Origin of the sequence: Cellulomonas carbonis, assembly GCF_014636275.1 — a bacterium.
GTDB lineage: Bacteria > Actinomycetota > Actinomycetes > Actinomycetales > Cellulomonadaceae > Actinotalea > Actinotalea carbonis.
In genome coordinates this window covers 301,506-322,090 of record NZ_BMEB01000001.1, presented here as the reverse complement: position 1 = coordinate 322,090, position 20,585 = coordinate 301,506, and the positions used below count along the sequence as shown (strand labels likewise).

At 74.2% G+C, this 20,585-nt stretch carries 19 protein-coding genes; 13 read left to right on the top strand and 6 right to left on the bottom strand.

Translation table 11 applies throughout. The features are described from left to right. Positions 1–534, top strand: coding sequence for an isoprenylcysteine carboxyl methyltransferase family protein (locus IEV86_RS01430; protein WP_043602367.1), 534 nt, complete (start codon positions 1–3; stop codon positions 532–534). Positions 535–611: 77 nt separating this feature from the next. Further along, positions 612–1,670, top strand: coding sequence for an NAD(P)/FAD-dependent oxidoreductase (locus tag IEV86_RS01425; protein ID WP_043602369.1), 1,059 nt, complete (start codon positions 612–614; stop codon positions 1,668–1,670). A gap of 31 nt (positions 1,671–1,701) precedes the next feature. Here IEV86_RS01425 and IEV86_RS01420 read toward each other — a convergent pair whose 3' ends face one another. After that, complete coding sequence (locus IEV86_RS01420) at positions 1,702–2,778, bottom strand: NAD-dependent epimerase/dehydratase family protein (protein WP_043602371.1); 1,077 nt, start codon at positions 2,776–2,778, stop codon at positions 1,702–1,704. A gap of 11 nt (positions 2,779–2,789) precedes the next feature. Then, positions 2,790–2,960: a hypothetical protein gene (locus IEV86_RS01415; RefSeq protein ID WP_161784009.1), complete on the bottom strand. Its 171-nt coding sequence runs from the start codon at positions 2,958–2,960 to the stop codon at positions 2,790–2,792. A 197-nt stretch (positions 2,961–3,157) separates the two neighbouring features. Here IEV86_RS01415 and sqr point away from each other — a divergent pair, with 197 nt between their 5' ends. The 6 genes from sqr to treZ all read left to right on the top strand — a co-directional run bounded on the left by sqr (position 3,158) and on the right by treZ (position 11,834). Then, on the top strand, positions 3,158–4,429 hold the full coding sequence (gene sqr, locus IEV86_RS01410; RefSeq protein WP_052425798.1) for a type III sulfide quinone reductase, selenoprotein subtype: 1,272 nt from the start codon (positions 3,158–3,160) through the stop codon (positions 4,427–4,429). Between the two features lie 3 nt (positions 4,430–4,432). Further along, complete coding sequence (locus IEV86_RS01405; RefSeq protein ID WP_043602372.1) at positions 4,433–4,747, top strand: TusE/DsrC/DsvC family sulfur relay protein; 315 nt, start codon at positions 4,433–4,435, stop codon at positions 4,745–4,747. A 26-nt stretch (positions 4,748–4,773) separates the two neighbouring features. Continuing rightward, positions 4,774–5,274, top strand: a complete 501-nt coding sequence (locus IEV86_RS01400; RefSeq protein ID WP_043602373.1) for a DsrE/DsrF/DrsH-like family protein — start codon at positions 4,774–4,776, stop codon at positions 5,272–5,274. Positions 5,275–5,357: 83 nt separating this feature from the next. Next, complete coding sequence (glgX, locus tag IEV86_RS01395) at positions 5,358–7,481, top strand: glycogen debranching protein GlgX (RefSeq protein WP_043602374.1); 2,124 nt, start codon at positions 5,358–5,360, stop codon at positions 7,479–7,481. Next, complete coding sequence (gene treY, locus IEV86_RS01390) at positions 7,478–10,009, top strand: malto-oligosyltrehalose synthase (protein WP_043602376.1); 2,532 nt, start codon at positions 7,478–7,480, stop codon at positions 10,007–10,009. The genes glgX and treY overlap by 4 nt, the downstream gene beginning before the upstream one ends. Positions 10,010–10,013: 4 nt before the next feature. Then, positions 10,014–11,834 (top strand): malto-oligosyltrehalose trehalohydrolase, encoded by a 1,821-nt coding sequence (gene treZ, locus IEV86_RS01385; protein WP_043602479.1) that lies wholly within the window; start codon positions 10,014–10,016, stop codon positions 11,832–11,834. A gap of 61 nt (positions 11,835–11,895) precedes the next feature. On the opposite strand, the gene zapE is transcribed toward treZ, so the two are convergent. Then, positions 11,896–12,918 (bottom strand): cell division protein ZapE, encoded by a 1,023-nt coding sequence (gene zapE, locus IEV86_RS01380; RefSeq protein WP_043602378.1) that lies wholly within the window; start codon positions 12,916–12,918, stop codon positions 11,896–11,898. 73 nt (positions 12,919–12,991) lie between these two features. Here zapE and IEV86_RS01375 point away from each other — a divergent pair, with 73 nt between their 5' ends. Beyond that, the gene (locus tag IEV86_RS01375; RefSeq protein WP_043602380.1) at positions 12,992–13,753 is read left to right on the top strand and encodes a dihydrofolate reductase family protein; all 762 of its coding nucleotides are present in this window, start codon (positions 12,992–12,994) and stop codon (positions 13,751–13,753) included. Between the two features lie 10 nt (positions 13,754–13,763). Then, positions 13,764–14,243 (top strand): hypothetical protein, encoded by a 480-nt coding sequence (locus tag IEV86_RS01370; protein WP_043602381.1) that lies wholly within the window; start codon positions 13,764–13,766, stop codon positions 14,241–14,243. A 33-nt stretch (positions 14,244–14,276) separates the two neighbouring features. On the opposite strand, the gene cuyB is transcribed toward IEV86_RS01370, so the two are convergent. From cuyB to gnd, 3 genes are read right to left on the bottom strand one after another with little or no spacing between them, the layout of a single operon-like run. Further along, positions 14,277–14,996 carry a cysteate racemase gene (gene cuyB / locus IEV86_RS01365; protein ID WP_043602383.1) on the bottom strand — a complete coding sequence of 240 codons (720 nt, stop codon included), beginning with the start codon at positions 14,994–14,996 and terminating at the stop codon, positions 14,277–14,279. Next, positions 14,993–16,291, bottom strand: coding sequence for a carboxylate--amine ligase (locus IEV86_RS01360; RefSeq protein WP_052425799.1), 1,299 nt, complete (start codon positions 16,289–16,291; stop codon positions 14,993–14,995). Before IEV86_RS01360 ends, cuyB begins: the two co-directional genes overlap by 4 nt. A gap of 1 nt (position 16,292) precedes the next feature. Further along, positions 16,293–17,729, bottom strand: coding sequence for an NADP-dependent phosphogluconate dehydrogenase (gnd, locus tag IEV86_RS01355; protein ID WP_043602385.1), 1,437 nt, complete (start codon positions 17,727–17,729; stop codon positions 16,293–16,295). 191 nt (positions 17,730–17,920) lie between these two features. Between gnd and IEV86_RS01350 the strand changes: the two genes are divergently transcribed. The 3 genes from IEV86_RS01350 (at position 17,921) to IEV86_RS01340 (ending at position 20,562) form a co-directional block, all read left to right on the top strand. After that, positions 17,921–18,502, top strand: coding sequence for a DUF3000 domain-containing protein (locus IEV86_RS01350; protein WP_438501588.1), 582 nt, complete (start codon positions 17,921–17,923; stop codon positions 18,500–18,502). A gap of 138 nt (positions 18,503–18,640) precedes the next feature. Beyond that, a complete protein-coding gene (locus IEV86_RS18150; protein WP_081978432.1) occupies positions 18,641–19,189 on the top strand; it encodes a helix-turn-helix transcriptional regulator in 549 nt (182 codons plus the stop codon). Between the two features lie 65 nt (positions 19,190–19,254). Beyond that, positions 19,255–20,562: an HRDC domain-containing protein gene (locus IEV86_RS01340; RefSeq protein ID WP_081978433.1), complete on the top strand. Its 1,308-nt coding sequence runs from the start codon at positions 19,255–19,257 to the stop codon at positions 20,560–20,562. Positions 20,563–20,585 lie beyond the last annotated feature (23 nt).

Sequence of the window (20,585 nt, the reverse complement as noted above, 5' to 3'; positions counted from 1 at the left end):
GTGCTGTGGCTCCTCGTCGTCGTCCTGGTCGCGACCGCCGTCGAACGCGTGCTCGAGCTGGTCGTCTCCGCGCGCAACGCCCGCTGGTCGTTCGCGCGCGGCGGGGTCGAGAGCGGTCGCGGCCACTTCCCGGCCATGGTCGCTCTGCACACCGCCCTGCTCGTCGCGCCGCTCGTCGAGGTGACCGCCGCCGACCGCCCGTTCCTGCCGTGGCTCGGCTGGACCGCCGTCGTGCTCGTCGTCGTGAGCCAGGCGCTGCGGTGGTGGTGCATCACGACGCTGGGGCCCCGGTGGAACACCCGCGTGATCGTGGTGCCCGGTCTCCCGCTCGTGAGCCGGGGCCCGTACCGGCTGCTGCGCCACCCGAACTACGTGGCCGTCGTGCTCGAGGGCGTCGCTCTCCCGCTGGTGCACAGCGCCTGGGTCACCGCGGTCGCGTTCACGGTGCTCAACGCGGTGCTGCTGCTCCGTTTCCGCATCCCGGCCGAGGAGCGAGCGCTCGAGGCCGCCCGTCGCACGGCCGCCGACGCGTGAGGGCGCCGCGGCGAGGGCGCGTGCGACCCGACGGCGCCGCGGCCGTGACGGACGGGTGAGGGACGGGTGAGGGACGGGTGACGGACACCGACGTCCTCGTCGTCGGCGGCGGGCCGGTCGGGCTCGGCGCCGCGGTCGAGGCGCGTCGCGCCGGCCTGGAGGTCGTCGTGGTCGAGCCGCGCGCCGGCACGATCGACAAGGCGTGCGGCGAGGGGCTCATGCCCGGCGCGCTGCGGCTCCTCCAGGGGTGGGACGTCGACCCGCCGGGCCGGCCGATCGCGGGGATCCGGTACTGCTCCGGCGAGACGGCGGTCTCCCACCGGTTCGTCGGACCGGCGGGTCGGGGCGTGCGCCGGACCGCGCTGCACGAGGCCCTGCGGCGGCGCGCGGCGGAGCTGGGGGTCGTGACGGTGACCGGACGCGTCGACGACGTCGAGGTGCTCACGTCCCGCGGGACGGTCCGCGCAGCCGGGGTCGAGGCGCGCTGGCTCCTCGCGTGCGACGGGCTGCACTCGACCGTGCGCCGTCGGCTCGGGCTCGACGTCGACCCCGACCGCCCGGCTGCGGCCGACGCGCGCAGGGGCACGGACGACCGGCGCCGGTACGGCCTGCGGCACCACGTCGGCGTCGCACCGTGGACCGACCTCGTCGAGGTCCACTGGACGCCGACGGCCGAGGTCTACGTGACGCCGGTCGCCGACGACGTCGTCGGCATCGCCGTCCTCGGGCCGCGCGGCACGGACCTCGACGCCGCCGTCGCGGCGTCGCCGGCCCTGGCACGCCGGGTCGCGGACGCCCCGGTGGTCAGCACGACCCGAGGGGCAGGACCGTTGCGGCAGCGGTCGCACCGCCGCGCCGCCGGGCCCGTGCGGCTCGTCGGGGACGCCTCGGGGTACGTCGACGCGCTGACGGGTGAGGGTCTGCGAGTCGGCTGGGCGCAGGCGCGCGCGGCGGTCGCGACCCTCGACGACCCCGAGGCCTACGAGCGCGCGTGGCGGGCGGCGACGCGCGACTACCGGGTCCTGACCGCCGGTCTGGTGCGCTGGGCGACCTCGCCGGCGCGTCCGCTCGTCGTGCCCGTCGCGCGGCGTGCGCCCCGCGTCTTCGCGGGCGTGGTCGAGCGCCTCGCACGCTGACCGCGTGCCGGGCCACGTGACGGGCGGGCCGTCACCACTCGGCGGACTGCCCCCCGAGGAGCGACGGCCGCGCGCGCCCACGTGCGCGCAGCGGGGGGCTCGCCGTCCCCGACCCGGCGACCATCCCCTCGACGACCTCGGCGAGCGCCTGCTGGGCGGTCACACGCGGCCGCCAGCCGAGCTCGGTGCGCACGCGCGTGGTGTCCAGGAGCGGGATGCCCGCCGCGAGGTCGATCCAGCCGGGGCTCAGGTGCAGCGCGCGCGCACGCCACGCCGCTCCGACCGCCGACCGGACGAGCGGCACCGGGACGTCGACCGCCCGACCACCGGTGAGCACCTCGGCCACGTCGTCGCGCCGCAGGACGTCGTCCGCGGCCACGTTGAAGGCGCCCGTGGCCCGTGCGACGACGACGGCGCGGTAGACCGCCGCGAGGTCGTCCGCGTGCACCGCCTGCACCCGGAACCCGGCAGGCCACGGCAGGACGGGCAGCACGCCGACGAGCCACGCCGGGGCACCCGGCCCCAGGAAGTACCGCTCGATCGAGGACCCCGCGTCGCGCTGGAAGACGAGCGCGGGTCGGACCCGCGCCACCGCGACGCGCTCCTCGACCTCGTCGAGGAGCCGCTCGAGGGCGACCTTGTCGACGCTGTAGGAGCTCGACCGGACACCCTCGGTCGCCCACGACTCGTCGCGCACGTCGTCGTCGGCGACGGGGCTGTAGGCGCCGACCGACGACGCGACCACGAGGTGCGGGACGCCGGCCGCGACCACCGCCTCGGCGACGCGTCGGCTGCCGTCGACGTTCGTCGCGCGGAGCCGGGCCCGGTCGTGGCTGGGCTGCATCTGCCACGCGAGGTGGACCACGGCGTCGAGGCCGTGGAAGGCCTCGGCGAGCGGCGCCACGACCGCGTCGTCGGGCGCGTCGGCCCCGATGTCGCACGCGAGCCACCGCGGGAGACCGGACGCGCCCGCGTAGGGCGCCGGCGGACGGCCCGCGGGGACCCGGCGCGCGACGGCGACCTCGACCGTGACCTCCCGGTCGTGCTCGAGGTGCCGCAGCAGGCCGGTCCCCGCGTTACCGCTCGCGCCGACGACGGCGATGCGCACGGCGGCGGGTCTCAGTCGCCGGCGTCCTCGCGCGGGTTGAGCATGTCCGGGTCCGCGTCGGGGTCACCGGCGGACGGGCCGCCCGAGGCCTGGGAGCCGGTCCGCGGCTCGAGGTTCTCCGGGTCGGAGTCGGGGTCCTTGGCGGGGTCGTAGGGCTCGGTGGACGGTGTCTGCTCGCTCATGGGCCCACCGTGGCACCGCGCCGCACCGGCCGCATCCGCTCGCGCGGCCGACCCGGGGAGCCGCCTGCCGTCCATACCCCCCGGTGTATCCGACCTAGGTCCCTGTCGGGGTCGCCGGCACGGTCCTAGCGTCGACACCAGGACGGCTTCCCCGCCCCCGCCGACCCGCTCGGCGACCCACGTCCCAGGAGCGCACGATGCGCAGACTCGTGGTCCTCGGTGCCGGCACGGCAGGCACGATGGTGGTCAACCGGCTCCGTCCCCGGCTCGAGGAGACCGAGTGGTCGATCACGGTCGTCGAGCGGTCGACCGTCCACCGGTACCAGCCCGGGTACCTCTTCCTGCCGTTCGGTGCGATGCGCCCCGAGGACGTCAGCCGCCCCGTGGCACGCACCCTGCGGCGCGGCGTGGAGCTCCTGACCGCCGAGGTCGACCGCGTCGACGTGGACGCGCGCGAGGTGCTGCTCGCCGACGGACGGTCCCTGCCCTACGACTACCTCGTCGTCGCCACCGGCACGTCACCGCGCCCCGAGGAGACGCCCGGCCTGCCCGAGGCGCTCGGCGGCGACGTGCACGAGTTCTACACCTACGGCGGCGCGCTCCGGCTCGCCGCGCGGCTCGCCGACTGGACGGGGGGCAGGTTCGTCGTCCACGTCGCGGAGATGCCCGTCAAGTGCCCCGTCGCCCCGCTCGAGCTCACGTTCCTGGCCGAGGCGTACTTCCGTCGCCAGGGCATCCGCGACCGCGTCGACCTCACCTACGTGACGCCGCTGTCCGGCGCCTTCACGCAGCCCGTCGCGTCCGCCCGGCTCGGCGACATGCTCGTCACGCGCGGGATCGCCGTCGAGCCCGACTTCGTCGTCGAGTCCGTCGACGGCGACGCGCACGTGCTGCGGTCCTACGACGGCCGGGAGATCCCCTACGACCTCCTCGTGACGGTGCCCGTGAACATGGGCGCCGACCTGGTCTCGCGGTCCGGCCTCGGGGACGAGCTCAACTTCGTGCCCGTCGACCGGCACACGCTGCTGTCGCGCGCGTCCGACCGGGTCTTCGCCATCGGCGACGCGGCCGACGTGCCCACGTCCAAGGCCGGTTCCGTCGCGCACTTCGAGGTCGACGCCTTCGTCGAGAACTTCCTCGAGCACGTCGAGGGGCGCCCCATGACGCATGCGTTCGACGGGCACGCCAACTGCTTCGTCGAGTCCGGCGACGGGCGCGCCCTCCTGCTCGACTTCGGCTACGACGTCGAGCCCCTCCCGGGGACGTACCCCCTGCCCGTCGTCGGCCCCCTGAGCCTGCTGCGCGAGACGCGGGTCAACCACCTGGGCAAGCTCGCGTTCCGCCACCTGTACTGGAACGTCCTCCTGCCGGGCCGCCGCATGCCGGTGCCCGCTCGCCTGTCCATGGCGGGCAAGGACGTCCGCGCCGCCGCTGATCCCGCGCCCGCGGGTGCCACCTGGAAGGAGTGACCGATGCCCGTGACCACGATCGGTGGACGCGAGGTCCACGTCGACGCCGAGGGCTTCCTGACCGACCCCGCCGAGTGGGACGAGGACCTCGCGACGGCGCTCGCCTCGGCGATCGGCCTCGAGCTCACCGAGCGGCACCGCGAGGTGCTCCGCTTCCTGCGCGCGGACTTCGCGACGCAGGGCGAGACCGCGACGACCCGCCGCGTCCAGGCGGTCGGGGGCTTCCCGACGCGTCTGCAGTTCGAGCTCTTCCCCACCAAGCCCGCGAAGAAGATGGCGTACGTCGCCGGGCTCCCCAAGCCACGCGGCTGCGTCTGACGCCCCGCGACGAGGAAGGACGCACGATGAGCACACCCCTGGTCCCCCGATTCGACGACGACGCGGCGACCGGCCGCCGGCTCGCGATCATCTGCTCCAAGGGCAACCTGGACATGGCCTACCCGGGCCTCGTCCTGGCGAACGCGGCCCTCGGCGAGGGGGTCGAGACCCACCTCTTCTTCACGTTCTGGGGCTTCGACATGATCACGAAGCGCCGCATGGGCGACCTCAAGTTCACGCCCGTCGGCAACACCGCGACGCACATGCCGATGGGCCTCACGCCGCTGCCCGGGATGACGGCGCTCGCCACGCGGCAGATGCGGCGGACGCTCGCGGAGCTGGACATCCCGACCGTGCCGGAGTTCCTCGAGCAGGTCGTCGCCGCGGGCGGGCACCTGTGGGCCTGCCGGCTCAGCGCGGACATGAACCGTCTGGGCGCCGAGGACCTGCACGAGTCCGTCGAGGGCATCATCTCGGCGAGCGACTTCATCGAGATGACGGAGGGCGCCCAGCTGCTCTTCATCTGAGCGAGCCGCCTCGCCGCGTGAGGATCCCCACAAACCGGACACACGGTCAAGCGGGAAGCCCTGCGCCCTGGCACTCTTGGCCCATGCAGATCTGGCCCGGTAGGCCCTACCCCCTCGGCGCGACCTTCGACGGCGCCGGCACCAACTTCGCCCTGTTCTCGGAGGTGGCCGAGCGCGTCGAGCTCTGCCTGATCGCGGCCGACGGCTCCGAGGAGCGCGTCGAGATGCCCGAGGTCGACGCGTTCGTCTGGCACTGCTACCTCCCCTCGGTGCAGCCCGGTCAGCGCTACGGGTTCCGGGTCCACGGCCCCTACGACCCCGCCAACGGGCACCGGTGCAACCCGGCCAAGCTGCTCCTGGACCCGTACGCGAAGGCGATCGACGGCCAGGTGGACGGCCACCAGTCGCTCTTCTCGTACGACTTCGGGGACCCGGAGTCGTTCAACGACGAGGACTCGCTCGGGCACACCATGACGTCGGTCGTCATCAACCCCTACTTCGACTGGGGCCACGACCGCCCGCCGATGCACGAGTACCACGAGAGCGTCATCTACGAGGCCCACGTCAAGGGCATGACGATGCAGCACCCCGGCGTCCCGGAGGAGCTCCGCGGCACCTACGCCGGGATGGCGCACCCCGCGATGGTCGAGCACCTGTCGTCGCTCGGCATCACCGCCGTGGAGCTCATGCCGGTCCACCAGTTCGTCAACGACACGACCCTCCAGGAGAAGGGCCTGTCGAACTACTGGGGCTACAACACGATCGGCTTCTTCGCCCCGCACAACGGCTACGCGTCCTCCCCGACCGCCGGCGCGCAGGTCCAGGAGTTCAAGCAGATGGTCAAGGCGCTGCACGAGGCGGACATCGAGGTCATCCTCGACGTCGTCTACAACCACACGGCCGAGGGCAACCACCTCGGTCCGACGCTGTCGTTCCGGGGCATCGACAACGCCGCGTACTACCGGCTGGTCGACGAGGACCCGCGGCACTACTACGACACGACGGGCACGGGCAACTCGCTGCTGATGCGCCACCCGCACGTCCTGCAGCTGCTCATGGACTCGCTGCGGTACTGGGTCAACGAGATGCACGTCGACGGCTTCCGGTTCGACCTCGCCTCGACGCTCGCCCGGCAGTTCCACGAGGTCGACCGCCTGTCGGCGTTCTTCGACCTCGTCCAGCAGGACCCGGTCGTGAGCCAGGTCAAGCTCATCGCCGAGCCCTGGGACGTCGGTGAGGGCGGCTACCAGGTCGGCGGGTTCCCCCCGCTGTGGAGCGAGTGGAACGGCAAGTACCGCGACACCGTCCGGGACTACTGGCGGGGCGAGCCCGCGACGCTCGCCGAGTTCGCGAGCCGCCTGTCCGGCTCGTCGGACCTCTACGAGCACACCGGCCGCAAGCCGATCGCCTCGATCAACTTCGTCACGGCCCACGACGGCTTCACGCTGCGCGACCTCGTCTCCTACAACGAGAAGCACAACGAGGCGAACCAGGAGGGCAACGCCGACGGCGAGGGCCACAACCGGTCCTGGAACTGCGGCGTCGAGGGCCCGACGGACGACGCCGGCGTGACCGCGCTGCGGTGGCGGCAGATGCGCAACTTCCTCACGACGCTGCTCACGTCGCAGGGTGTGCCGATGCTCGCGCACGGCGACGAGCTCGGGCGCACCCAGGGCGGCAACAACAACGGCTACTGCCAGGACAACGAGATCACGTGGATGGACTGGGACCTCGACGAGGCCCAGACCGAGCACCTCGCGTTCACCCGCAAGCTCGTCCACCTGCGCCGCGACCACCCCGTGCTGCGCCGTCGCCGGTTCTTCGCGGGCAGCGCCGACCACGGCGGCGAGTCGGACCTGCGGGACATCGCCTGGATCAGCACGTCGGGATCGCCCATGTCCGACTCGGACTGGCACCAGGGCTTCGCCAAGGCCGTCATGGTGTTCCTCAACGGCGAGGCGATCGCGGAGCCGGACGTGCGCGGCGAGGCCGTCGTCGACGACAGCTTCCTCATGCTCTACAACGCCGCACCCGAGGGCGTGGAGTTCACGCTGCCCCCGGCGAAGTTCGGAGCCGTCTGGAGCTGCGTGCTCGACACCGACCACAACCTCGCCGACGGGGCGAAGGTCAAGGCGGGCGAGTCGCTCGTCGTGAGCGGCCGGTCGGTCCTGGTCCTCACGCGGCCCGTCGCCGGGTCGGCCGAGTGAGCGGCGACCGCGCCGAGGTCCGGCAGGGCCCGAGCCGCCGACGCCCACCGGCCGGCCGGCCCGTGCCGGTGTCGACCTACCGCCTCCAGCTCAACGCCGACCTCACGTTCGACGACGCCGCGGCGCTCGCGCCGTACGTCGCCAGCCTCGGTGCGACGCACCTGTACCTGTCCCCCGTCCTGACGGCCGCGCCCGGGTCCACGCACGGCTACGACGTCGTCGACCACGACGAGGTGTCCCCCGCCATGGGCGGTCGGGAGGGGCTCGACCGCCTCGCCGCCGCAGCGCGCGAGCACAGCCTGGGCCTGGTGCTCGACGTCGTCCCCAACCACATGGCCGTCCCGACGCCGGTGTGGCACAACCGGGCGCTGTGGTCGGTGCTCGCGCACGGACCCGAGTCGCCGTACGCCGCGTGGTTCGACGTCGACTGGACCGCAGGCGAGGGTGCGCTGCTCATGCCGGTCCTGGGCAGTCGGCTGGGCACGGTGCTCGCGTCCGACGAGCTGCGCCTCGACGAGGTCGTCGTCCCCGGCGACCGCGCGGGCGAGCCGCAGACCGTCCTGCGCTACTACGACCACGTGTTCCCTGTGCGCCCCGGCACCGAGAGCCTCCCACTCGCCGAGCTCGTCGATCGGCAGCACTACCGGCTCGCCTACTGGCGCGTCGCGAACGAGGAGCTCAACTACCGCCGCTTCTTCGACGTCGGGACGCTCGCCGCCGTCCGCGTCGAGGACCCCGACGTCTTCGACGCGACGCACCGCCTCGTGACCGGCCTCGTGCACGACGGCACGGTCGACGGCCTGCGCATCGACCACCCGGACGGCCTCGCGGACCCCCAGGGGTACCTCGCGCGGCTCGCCGAGGCGACGGACGACGCGTGGGTCGTCGTCGAGAAGATCCTCGCGCCGAACGAGGAGCTGCCCGAGGACTGGGCCACCGCGGGCACCACGGGCTACGACGCGATGTGGCGCATCGAAGCCGCGTTCGTCGACGCCGGCGGCGGCGGTGAGCTCGGCGCCGTCATGCACCGCCTGACCGGCGACACGGCCGACGCGCTGCCCGCGATCATCGACGAGGCGAAGCGCGAGATCGTCAACGGCCCGCTCTACGCCGAGGTCGACCGGCTCGCGGGCCTCGCGGCGGACATCTGCCGCGACGACGTCCGCCTGCGCGACCACACGCGTCGCTCGCTGCACGACTGCCTCGTCGAGCTGCTCGTCGCGGCCGACCGCTACCGGTACTACGTCGTGCCCGGCGAGCCCGTGCACCCCGACGCGGCGTCCGCGTTCGCCGACTGCGTCGCGCGCGCCCGCAGCCGCCTCGAGGGTGACCGCCTCGAGACGCTCGACCTGCTCGCCGAGATGCTCCTCGGCCACGAGATCGGCTCGGCCGGCCGGACCCGTGAGGCGCGTCGCGACGAGCTCGTCGTGCGGTTCCAGCAGGTGTGCGGCGCCGTCATGGCCAAGGGTGTCGAGGACACGGCCTTCTACCGCTGGACGCACCTGCTCGGCCTCGCCGAGGTCGGCGGCGCACCCGAGCGATTCGCGATCAGCCCGGAGGAGCTGCACGCCTTCGCCCTGCGCGCTCAGCAGCACGCCCCCGTCGCGATGACCGGCCTGTCGACGCACGACACGAAGCGCAGCGAGGACGTCCGCGCACGTCTGGCCGTGCTCTCCGAGCTGCCCGTGGAGTGGTCGGAGCTGGTCGACGCGCTGCGCGCGGCGACCGCGGACGTGCGTCCGTCGCTGCTGGACGGGCGGACCGAGAACATCCTGTGGCAGACGCTCGCGGGCACGTGGGGCGACGACGGCCCGATCGCCGAGGACCGCCTGGCCGAGTACCTGACGAAGGCCGTGCGCGAGGCGAAGTCGCACACGTCCTGGACCGCACCCGACGAGGCCTACGAGCAGGCCGTGCTCGACCACGCGCGCCACGTCCGCTCGCTGCCCGCGGTCGTCGAGGCGTACGAGGGCTGGCTGCGCCGCGCGGCGCCGGGAGTCCGCGCCACGACGCTCGGCACCAAGCTCGTGCAGCTCACGATGCCGGGCGTCGCCGACGTGTACCAGGGCACCGAGGTGCCGGCCGTCGCGCTCGTCGACCCCGACAACCGGCGTCCCGTGGACCACGCTGCGCTCGCCGAGCAGCTCGACCGCCTCGAGCAGCACGGACCGCGGGGTCTCGCGGACGAGAAGCTGCTCGTGACGTCACGCGCGCTGCGCACCCGGCGCGACCTGCCCGGCGCGTTCGTCGGCGAGCACGCCGGGTACCAGGCGCTGCCCGCGTCGTCCGGTCACGCGTTCGCGTTCGCGCGCACCGACGACGGCGAGCCGCAGGTCGTGACGGTGGCGACTCGCCTCGCGCTCGCCCTGGACCGCCTCGGCGGCTGGGGTGAGCACACGGTCGCGCTGCCCGAGGGTCCGTGGCGCGACGCGCTCAGCGGCCGGACGCACGACGGCGGTCTCGTCCCGCTGGCGCGGCTGCTCGAGGACCTCCCGGTGGCTCTCCTCGTCCGTCCCGGGCACGCTTGAGCACGTGACGACGGCACCCACCACCTGGACCACCCACCCGACCGTCTGGGCGCCCGCCGCCGGACGCGTCGACCTCCACCTGCCCGGCGCGGCGCACGACCGTGACGGCTCGACCACGGCCGTGCACGCGATGGTCCGCCGCGAGGGCGGCTGGTGGGAGGCACCGGTCGACGTCCCGCACGGGACCGACTACGCGTTCGCCGTCGACGGCGGTGACCCGCGGCCGGACCCGCGCAGCCCCTGGCAGCCGCACGGCGTCCACGGGCCGAGCCGTACGTTCGACGTCGGCGCGCACGAGTGGCAGGACGCCACGTGGGCCGGCCGGGACGTGCGGGGTGCCGTCGTCTACGAGCTCCACATCGGGACCTTCACCGCGGCCGGGACGCTCGACGCGGCCGTCGAGCGGCTCGACCACCTCGTCGACCTCGGCGTCGACGTCGTCGAGCTCATGCCCGTCGCCGCGTTCCCCGGCGTGCACGGCTGGGGCTACGACGGCGTCGCCCTGTACGCGGTCCACGAGCCGTACGGCGGACCGGCGGCGCTCCAGCGCTTCGTCGACGCGGCGCACGCGCGAGGCCTCGCCGTGTGCCTCGACGTCGTGCACAACCACCTGGGCCCCTCGGGCAACTACCTGAGCGTGTTCGGCCCCTACTTCACCGACCGCCACCACACGCCGTGGGGGCAGGCCGTCGACCTCGACGGGCCCGACTCGCACGAGGTCCGGGCGTTCGTCGTCGACAACGCGGTCCGCTGGCTGCGCGACTTCCACCTCGACGCGCTGCGCCTCGACGCGGTGCACGCCCTCGTGGACGACTCGCCGCGGCACGTGCTCGCCGAGATGGCCGACGCTGTCGCGGACCTGTCCGCGCAGGTCGGCAGGCCGCTGTCGCTCATCGCCGAGAGCGACCTGAACGACGTGCGGATGGTCACCCCCACCGCCGAGGGCGGTCTCGGGATGACGGCGCAGTGGGCCGACGACGTGCACCACGCCGTCCACGCCACCGTGACGGGTGAGCGCCACGGCTACTACGTCGACTTCGGACCCCTCGACGTGCTCGCGCACGCCCTCACGCGCGTCTTCGTGCACGAGGGCGGCTGGTCGACGTTCCGCGGCCGGGACTGGGGCCGGCCCGTCCCCGAGGGGACCGACGGGCGACGGTTCGTGGTCTTCGCGCAGGACCACGACCAGGTGGGCAACCGGGCGATCGGCGACCGCCCGTCGGCCCGGCTCGACGACGGCGGGCTGGCCGTCTCGGCCGCCCTCGTCCTCCTCGCGCCGTTCACCCCGATGCTCTTCATGGGCGAGGAGTGGGGAGCCCGGACGCCCTGGCAGTTCTTCACCGACCACGCCGAGCCCGAGCTCGTCGAGGCGATCCGCCGCGGGCGCACCGAGGAGTTCGGCGGGCACGGCTGGGACGACGTCTACGGGGGGCCCGTGCAGGTCCCCGACCCTCAGGCCCCCGAGACCGTCGAGGCCAGCCGGCTCGACTGGTCCGAGCCCGAGGCACCCCGGCACGCGCGCCTCCTGCGGTGGTACCGCGACCTCGTCGCGCTGCGGCACGCGGAGCCCGACATCGCCTCGGGCGACCTCGGCGCGACGTCCGTCGAGCACGGCGGCCAGGACGGCTCCTGGCTCGTGCTGCACCGTGGCGGCGTGCACGTGGTCGTCGTGCTCGCCACGTCACCGCTGCGGGTGCGGGCGACCGGGGGCACGCACGAGGTGCTCGCCGCCTGGGACGGCCACGAGGAGCACGACGACGAGCTCGTCGTGCCCGGCCGGTCGGTCCTCGTCGTGCGCGCGCCCGCCCTCGACGTCGTCGGCTGAGCGGCGCGCGGGGCCGGCCCGAGCCGACCGGTCACGCTCTGGCGGCGGCCCCGTCGCGGCGTCAGCGGACGAGGGCCGCGCCGCGCTCGGCGAGCGCCGAGAGCCGGGAGAGGGCGCGGAGGTACTTCTTGCGGTACCCGCCACGCAGCATCTGGTCGCCGAAGAGGCCCTGCGTCCCCGACCCGCCGAGGAGCACGGGCAGGTCGCGGTCGTACAGCCGGTCGACGAGGACGACGAGACGCAGCGCGTCGGCCTGGTCGTCGACGGGCGCGACCGCCGTGAGGCCGACGGCCGCGACGCCGTCGAGGAGCGCGCCGAAGCGGCTGGGGTGCACCGTGCGCAGGTGCGCGACGAGCTCGTCGAAGGTGTCGCACGTCGCGTCGGGCGTCGCGTCGACGACGGCGCGGACCACGTCGTCGGGCACGCCGTCGTGCGCGGTGGTCGCGCCCCGGTGCCGGTAGTCGGGCCCGTCGATGCGCAGGACCTCGAACCGCTCGGCGAGCGCCTGGATCTCGCGGAGGAAGTCGTCGGCGGCGAACCGGCCTTCCCCGAGCTGCTCGGGCAGCGTGTTGGAGGTCGCGGCGAGGGCGACGCCGTGGTCCCCGAGCTCGCGCAGCAGGCGTGACATCAGCACGGTGTCGCCCGGGTCGTCGAGCTCGAACTCGTCGATGCACACGAGTCGGCGGTGGGCGAGGGCGCGGACGGTCGGTGCGAAGCCGAGTGCTCCCACCAGGTGCGTGTACTCGACGAAGGTGCCGTACGCGGCGTGCTCCGCGCCGACGTCGTGCGCGAGCGCGGCGAGGAGGTGCGTCTTGCCCACGCCGAACCCGCCGTCGAGGTAGATCGCGGCCGCGTCCTGCCGCGCGCTCCGCCCGCGCCACCACGGGCGCCGCGCGGGACGCGCGAGCGACGCCGCGACCTCGGTCATGCGGTCGAGCGCGGCCGCCTGGCTCGGGTGGTCCGGGTCGGGCCGGTAGGACGCGAACGACGCGTCGTCGAACTGCCGCGGGGGGACGAGACCGGCGAGCAGCCGCTCGGCGGGGACCTGGGGTCGACGTCCGGTGAGGCTGCGTGCGGCGGTCACGAGGAGCCAGCCTAGGTGGGGTCGCCGTCCGCCGTCGTGCGCGCCGGCCCGCGCCGGGTCTAGCGTCGGCCTCGTGGACGCCTCCCCTGCCCTCGACGTGCTGCTCCCCGCGGACCGTGCCGGCCGCATCGAGCCCGACGACGCGGAGGCGGCGCTGCGCGCCCTGTACGCGTACCCCGACGAGCCGTGGGTCCGCGCGAACATGGTGACGACCCTCGACGGTGCAGCAGCCGGCCCCGACGGGCGCACCGGGTCGATCAACGGCCCCCCCGACCACCGCGTGTTCCAGGTCCTGCGGGCGCTCAGCGACGTCGTGCTCGTCGGGGCGGGGACGGTCCGCGCGGAGGGCTACCGCGCGCCGCGGACACCGCCCGCGCTGCGCGCCGCGCGGGACGAGGCGGGGCAGGGACCGGACCCCGAGCTCGCGGTCGTCACCGGACGCGGTGACCTGCCCGCAGCGCTGCTGGACGACCGGCCGACCCCGTGGGTCTTCACGACCTCGGACGCGCCGTTCCTCGGGCACCTGCGCGCCCACCTGCCCGTCGACCGGCTGCACGTGGCCGACGGCCCGCTCGACGTCGGACGCGTCGTGCGCACGCTCGTGGACGCCGGTCGACGGCGCGTCCTCACCGAGGGTGGTCCGCAGCTCCTCGGTGCGCTCCTCGCCGAGGGGCTCGTCGACGAGCTCTGCCTGACGCAGAGCCCGGTCGTGACCGGTGGCGGTCCCCCGCTCGTCGCGGCGGGCGGCACACCGCGGCTCGCGCACGCCGCGCCCGCCCACCTGCTGCACGCCGACGGCTTCCTCGTGGGGCGGTGGGTGCTCGCTCGCGGCTAGGCTCGTCGGCGTGACCGAGACCATCCTCGTGCTGACCGAGGACTCCCTGACCGGCGCCGACGTCGAGCACATCACGTCGCTGCACGCGGACGTCCGCTACCACGTGCTCGTCCCGGCCGACACCGAGCAGAACATGCTCGTCTCGCTCGTCGACCACCTCAGCATGGGTGAGCTCCGCGAGGCGCTCGACGCCGTGCTGGGCCGCGAGCCCGAGCCCGACGAGGCGCGCAGGACGGCGACGGACCAGCTCGCCGAGAGCCTCGCCGCGTTCCGCGCCGCCGGGGTCGACGTCGACGGCACGGTCGTCGAGGACGACCCGCTGCCCGCGCTCCGCTCGGCGGTCGGGCGCCTCGCGGTGCGCGAGGTCGTCGTCGTGACCCAGCCGCACGCCCTCGAGGACACGTTCCACACGGACTGGGCGTCGCGGGCACGCGAGGAGCTCAGGGTCCCCGTGCTGCACCTGTACAGCGGGACGAGCCGGCTCGGCTGACGCGTCGCCGCGGCGCCGCGCAGGTGGGTCCCGTCAGGCCTCGCGGACCCGGTGCCCGGCCCGCTCGATCGTGCGGCGTGCGAGCACGTCGAGCGAGTCGACGAGCGTCCGGTCGGCGAGCAGGTCGTGGTCGGCGGCGACGACGGACAGCTCGGTGCAGCCGAGCACGACGACCTCGGCCCCTCGCCGGCGCAGTCCCTCCACGACGTCGTGGAAGGTGTCGACGTCGACCGGCCGCCCGGCCTTGACCTGCTCGTAGATGATCCGCATGACGCGGGCCTGGTCGTCGTCGTCGGGCAGCAGGCACGTGAGGCCGTGCCGCTCCGCCTCGCGCTGGTAGACGGCGGCCCGCGCCGTACCCGTCGTGGCGAGGAGGCCCACCGTGCCCAGCCCGGGGACGCGGCGGCGCGTCTCCGCGACGGTCTCCTCCACGATGTTGAGCAGCGGGACCGTCACGGCGCCCGCGACCTCGTCGGTGAAGTGGTGCGCCGTGTTGCACGGCAGGACGAGGAACTGGACCCCGAACCGCTCGAGGCGCCGCGCGTCCTCGGCCATGACCGGGCCCGGGTCCTCGTCCGACTCGCCGACGATGAAGGCCGTCCGGTCCGGGATCGTGGCGTGGTTGAGCACGACGAGGTCGAGGTGGTCCTGGTCCCGGGCGGCGTCGGTCAGGCGCACCACCATGTCGAGGAAGTACGCCGTCGCCTGCGGCCCCACGCCGCCGATGACGCCGACGGGCGGGTCACCCTTCACGAGCCGCTCCCGGCGCCCGCCGGCTCACGGACGTCCCCGGTGGCCCGGCCCAGCGGGTAGTGCGTGCGGTACTTGCGGAACTGGTTGAGCTGCGCGAGCAGGAGGTACGCGACGCGTCGGGGGTCCGTCTCGGCCCGGTACCACAGGGGGTTCGTCGTCCGCCGCGCCCGCATGAGCGCCCGCGTACGGCGGCGCAGGGCCGGGTCGGTCACGTAGCGCAGGAGGAGCGGGCGCGGGAGCACCGTGTAGAGGTGCTCCGTCGTGAGCTCGGCCTCGGCACCGTCCGGCAACGGGTCCAGGCCCTGCAGGTGCTCGCGCACGTACAGCTCGGCGGTGTTGCGACCCGCGGCAGTGATGTAGAAGTTGCTGCGACCGAGGCGCGGGTTGAGCTCGAAGAACACGGTGCGTCCGTCGCGGGGGTCGTGCTTGAGGTCGAAGTTCGCGTAACCGGTCCACCCGATGTGCTCCAGGAGCCGGCGCGCCTGCTCGACGATCCGGGCGTCGCCCTGCGTGATGATCCCCGCGGGGTTCCCGAGCGCACCGGGCGTGTGCTCCTCCAGGAGCACGTGCCCGAAGGACGCGAACCGCATCACGCCGTCGCGGTCGCAGTAGCACGTGAGGATGCGCATGCCGGAGTCGTCGCCCGGGATGAGGTCCTGGATGATGAACGAGTCGCGGTACCCGGACGCCTCGACCCGCGCCATGAGCGCCGCGAGCTCCTCGGGCGTGTCGACGGTGAAGACCTTCTTCTTCCCCGGGAACTCGACGAGGTGGTACGCGGCGGTGTTGCCCGTCTTGGCGATCACGGGGAACCGCAGGTGCGACGTGTCCGGCAGCTCGCCCGAGCCGACGTGGTGCACGACGGTGGTCGGGTGCGCGAGCCCGAGCTCGACGCACAGCCGACCGAAGCTCTCCTTGTCGGTGACGAGGTCGAGGTTCTCGAGGGTCGTGTACGGGATGGCGTAGAGGTCCTCGAGGGCGTCCCGGTTCTCGATGATGGTCCGCACGAGCCAGTCGGCGCTGCCCAGCAGGACGAGCCGCTTGCCGCTGTGCTCGGCGGCGATCGAGCGCAGGCGCCGCACGACCGCGTCGGCGTCGTCCATGTGCGGCTCCACGACGGCCGTCAGGATGCGTGAGTGCCGGACGAGCCCCGTGGACACGGACGGGACGACGACGGAACGCACGCCGTACGCCTCGTGGAAGGTGCGGGCGAGGCTGTACGCGCCGATGTCCCCGCCGAGGATGACCGGCTGCAGGTCCGCGAGGGGAACCTGCGCACCGAGGCTCCGCGCCATGTCAGGCCTCGGTCTCGGTGCGGTCGCCGGACCAGTCGGTGTGGAAGGTGCCGGGGCGGTCGGTGCGGGCGTAGGTGTGGGCGCCGAAGAAGTCCCGCTGGGCCTGGATCAGGTTCGCCGGCAGCCGCTCGGCGCGCACGCCGTCGTAGTACGCCAGGGACGAGGAGAACGCCGGGGTCGGGATCCCGGCGAGCGTGGCGGCGGACACGACCCGCCGCCACGCACCCACGCCCTGGGCGACCGCGTCGGCGAAGTACGGGTCGGCCAGCAGCAGCGGCAGGTCCGCCTCGCGCTCGTACGCCTGCGTGATCCGGTCCAGGAACCGGGCCCGGATGATGCACCCACCCCGCCAGATCCGCGCCATCGCACCCCGGTCGATGCCCCACCCGTACTGCGCCGACGCGGCCGCGATCTGGTCGAAGCCCTGCGAGTACGCCACCACCTTCGACGCGTACAGCGCCCGACGCACGTCCTCCACGAACGCGTCCCGGTCGTCCACCTGCAGCGCGACGGTGTCCGCGGCCAGCACCCCGACCGCCGCTGCCCGCTGCGGCACCGACCCCGACAGGGCGCGCGCGAACGTCGCCTCAGCGATCCCGGTGATCGGGACCCCCAGGTCCAGCGCGTTCTGCACCGTCCACCGCCCGGTGCCCTTCTGCTCGGCCCGGTCCGCCACCACGTCCACGAACGCGCCACCGGTCAGCGGGTCCGTGTGCGCCAGCACGTCCGCGGTGATCTCGATCAGGAACGACTCCAGGTCCCCGGTGTTCCACTGCGCGAACACCTCACCGATCTCCGCGGCGCTCATCCCCAGGCCCTGGCGCAGCAGGTCGTACGCCTCCGCGATCAGCTGCATGTCCGCGTACTCGATGCCGTTGTGGACCATCTTCACGAAGTGCCCGGCACCCTGCGGCCCGACGTACGTGCAGCACGGGACCCCGTCCACCGTCGCCGCGACCTTCTCCAGGATCGGCCCCAGCACCTCGTAGGACTCCCGCGACCCGCCCGGCATGATCGACGGACCCAGCAGCGCCCCCTCCTCACCGCCGGAGACCCCGCACCCCACGAAGTGCAGCCCACGCCCGGCCAGCGCCGCCTCCCGACGCACCGTGTCCGGGAAGTGCGCGTTCCCCGCGTCGATCACGATGTCCCCCGGCTCCAGCAACGGGACCAGCTCGTCGATCACCGCGTCGGTCGCCGCACCCGCCTTGACCATCACCACGACCTTGCGCGGCCGCTCCAACGCCGCCACGAAGTCCGCCATCGACTCCGCACCCACGAACTCACCCTCACCACCGTGCTCAGCCACCAGGCTGCGCATCCGCCCCACCGACCGGTTGTGCACCGCCACCACGAACCCGTTCCGGGCGAAGTTCCTCGCCAGGTTCCGACCCATCACAGCAAGGCCAGTGACACCGATCTGCGCGCGTGCGGACATGCTCGAGTACTCCCGTCGGCCGGAATCAGGTTCACCGCAGCCTAGTTGTCGACGTCCCCGGCACGTCCGGCGCGTCCGGACGTCGGGCGTCGCCGGCGGGCTCCCCGGGCGCCGGGCGTCACCGCCGCACGACGGACGGCTCCCGCGCGCCGCTACCACGGCGGGCGGGTCGCGGACCCTACCCTGCGACTGTGATCACAGCGGATGCGGATGTCCCGGCGGAGTTCGTGCGCGCGCTGCACTCGCTCAGGGACCGCCGCCTGCGTCCCGAGGTGCGGCTGCAGGAGATCCCCGCACCCGCGCGCATCGCCCCGTACGCCGTCGCGCTGACCGGTGAGGTGACGGCCGCGGTGTCCGACGACCTCGAGGACGAGCCGGCCTCGGGTCGTTTCGTGCTGCTCCACGACCCGGCCGGGCAGGAGGCGTGGCAGGGCACCTTCCGCGTCGTCACGCTCGTGCGCGCGACGCTGGACCCCGAGGCCGCCCAGGACCCGCTGCTGTGCGCCGCCGCCTGGAGCTGGGTCGAGGAGGCGCTGGACACGACCGGTGCGCAGCGGCACGCGCTCGGCGGGACGGTGACCCAGGTCCAGTCGCAGTCGTTCGGCGCGATCGCGGAGCGTCCCGACGAGGTCGAGGTCGAGATCCGTGCGTCGTGGTCCCCCGACCCGTCGGACGCCGGTGCGCACCTCGCGGCGTGGGCGACCGTGCTGTGCACCGCGGCGGGACTGCCCCCGCTGCCGGACGGCGTCGCCGCGCTGGGACGCCGGATCTGACCCCTCGTCCGACCTCTCGCGGTGAGGACCGCGGGTGAAGCCTGGGAACGATGTCCCGATTCGCGCTCAAGCCGGCGCCGTGTCATGCCGATGTGACGGTCACGACATCGAAACCGCACAGCCGCACCGGGAGTTCCCGTGACCGTCGAGCACGTCCGCACCGCCCCGCGCGCCACCACCGCGCCCCGGGCCCTCGTGCGTCCGGTCGCCCCCGGGCGGGCGCCGGCCCCCACCGCGCCCCCCTCGCCGCGACCGGCCTCGGGCAGCGGTCCGCTGTGCCTGGTCGTCCCCGAGCTCAACGAGGGTGACGGCACCGCCCTGCTGCGCACGCTGCGCCGCCGCGAGTCGACCCGGGCCGTCCTCCTCACGCGCAAGGCCGGCCGTCGCGAGCTCGTCGTCCTGCTCGGCGGCGGCGTCCGTGGCGCCGTGACCGCCGAGACCCCCGGGGCCGTCCGGATCGTGGGTCGCCCGGCGCCGCCCGTGCGCCGCGGGCCCGAGCTCACGGCACGCGAGCTCGGCGTCCTCCGGCTGGTCGCCGACGGCAAGAGCAACCGCGAGATCGGCGAGGACCTCCAGCTGTCCGCGCTGACCGTGAAGAGCCACCTCGCGCGCATCTCGCGCAAGGTCGGCACCGGGGACCGCGCCGAGATGGTCGCCTTCGCGATCCGCAACGAGCTCCTGACCTGACCCACCGGTACGTGCCCGGCCTGTCGCGGCCGGATCGGCACGGGTGACCCTCTAGCGTGGAGCCCATGCCCCGATCCCGTCCGGTCCCCCCGACGGCGGCCGTCGAGGCGACGGCGGCTGAGGACGCCCCCGCGACCGACGCGTCGACCGAGGTGGAGCTCCCCGAGCCGCCCGCCGTGACACCGCTGACCGAGCCCGCGGACGGCGTCCCGGAGGTGGTCGCGACCCCCGAGGAGCTCGCGCGGGTGGTCGCGCGCTTCGCCGCCGGGACCGGGCCGGTCGCCGTGGACGCCGAGCGCGCGTCCGGGTACCGCTACGGGCAGCGCACCTACCTCGTCCAGCTGCGTCGTGCCGGGGCGGGCACCGCGCTCGTCGACCCGGTGGCGCTGCCCGACCTGTCGTCGCTCTCGGACGCCCTCGCCGGCGTCGAGTGGGTGCTCCACGCCGCGTCGCAGGACCTGCCCGGGCTCGTCGAGCAGCGGATGCGCCCCGACGCGGTGTTCGACACCGAGCTCGCCGCGCGGCTGCTCGGCATGGAGCGCGTCGGTCTGGCTGCCGTGGTCGCCGAGGTGCTGGGACTCGGGCTCGCCAAGGAGCACTCGGCGGTCGACTGGTCGACGCGGCCCCTGCCCGCCGAGTGGTTGCGGTACGCGGCGCTCGACGTCGAGGTGCTCGTCGAGCTGCGCGCCGCGCTGGGCGAACGTCTCGAGGCCGCCGGCAAGTCCGAGTGGGCGCGGCAGGAGTTCGAGGCCGTCCGCCTCGCACCGCCCCCGGCGCCACGCATCGACCCGTGGCGTCGGACGTCGGGCCTGCACACGCTGCGGGACGCGCGCCGCGTCGCCGTCGCGCGCGAGCTGTGGCTCGCGCGCGACGCCGAGGCGCGTCGGCGCGACCTGTCCCCCGGACGTGTGCTCCCGGACAGCGCGATCGTGGCCGCGGCGACGGCCCTCCCGCGCAGCGTCGGCGAGCTCGCCGCGCTGAGGGCGTTCTCAGGGAAGTCGACGCGCCGCAAGGTCGACCAGTGGTTCGCCGCGGTCGAGCGCGCCCTGGCGGCGCCCGACCGGTCGTTGCCCTCCGTCCGTGGTCCGCGCTCGGACGGCCCGCCGCCGCCGCGCGCCTGGGCCGATCGCGACCCGGCCGCGGCCGCGCGGCTCACCGCCGCACGTGCCGTCGTCCAGGAGCTCGCGTCGTCGCACACGCTCCCGGTCGAGAACCTGCTCCAGCCGGACCTCCTCCGCCGCCTCTGCTGGACTCCGCCGTCGCCGCTCACCGAGGACTCCGTCGCGGCGTTCCTGAGCGACGGCGGCGCGCGACCGTGGCAGGTCGGCCTGGTCACCGGACCACTGGTTGGAGCACTAGTTACTCTCGAGTAACCTCAGCGGCACCCGGACACCGT

Coding starts and splice junctions, on each gene's coding strand:
- IEV86_RS01415 (WP_161784009.1), bottom strand. CDS start 2,960: ATGAGCGAGCAGACACCGTCCACCGAGCCCTACGACCCCGCCAAGGAC.
- sqr (WP_052425798.1), top strand. CDS start 3,158: ATGCGCAGACTCGTGGTCCTCGGTGCCGGCACGGCAGGCACGATGGTG.
- IEV86_RS01405 (WP_043602372.1), top strand. CDS start 4,433: ATGCCCGTGACCACGATCGGTGGACGCGAGGTCCACGTCGACGCCGAG.
- IEV86_RS01400 (WP_043602373.1), top strand. CDS start 4,774: ATGAGCACACCCCTGGTCCCCCGATTCGACGACGACGCGGCGACCGGC.
- glgX (WP_043602374.1), top strand. CDS start 5,358: ATGCAGATCTGGCCCGGTAGGCCCTACCCCCTCGGCGCGACCTTCGAC.
- IEV86_RS01360 (WP_052425799.1), bottom strand. CDS start 16,291: ATGGCGCGGAGCCTCGGTGCGCAGGTTCCCCTCGCGGACCTGCAGCCG.
- gnd (WP_043602385.1), bottom strand. CDS start 17,729: ATGTCCGCACGCGCGCAGATCGGTGTCACTGGCCTTGCTGTGATGGGT.
- IEV86_RS01340 (WP_081978433.1), top strand. CDS start 19,255: ATGCCCCGATCCCGTCCGGTCCCCCCGACGGCGGCCGTCGAGGCGACG.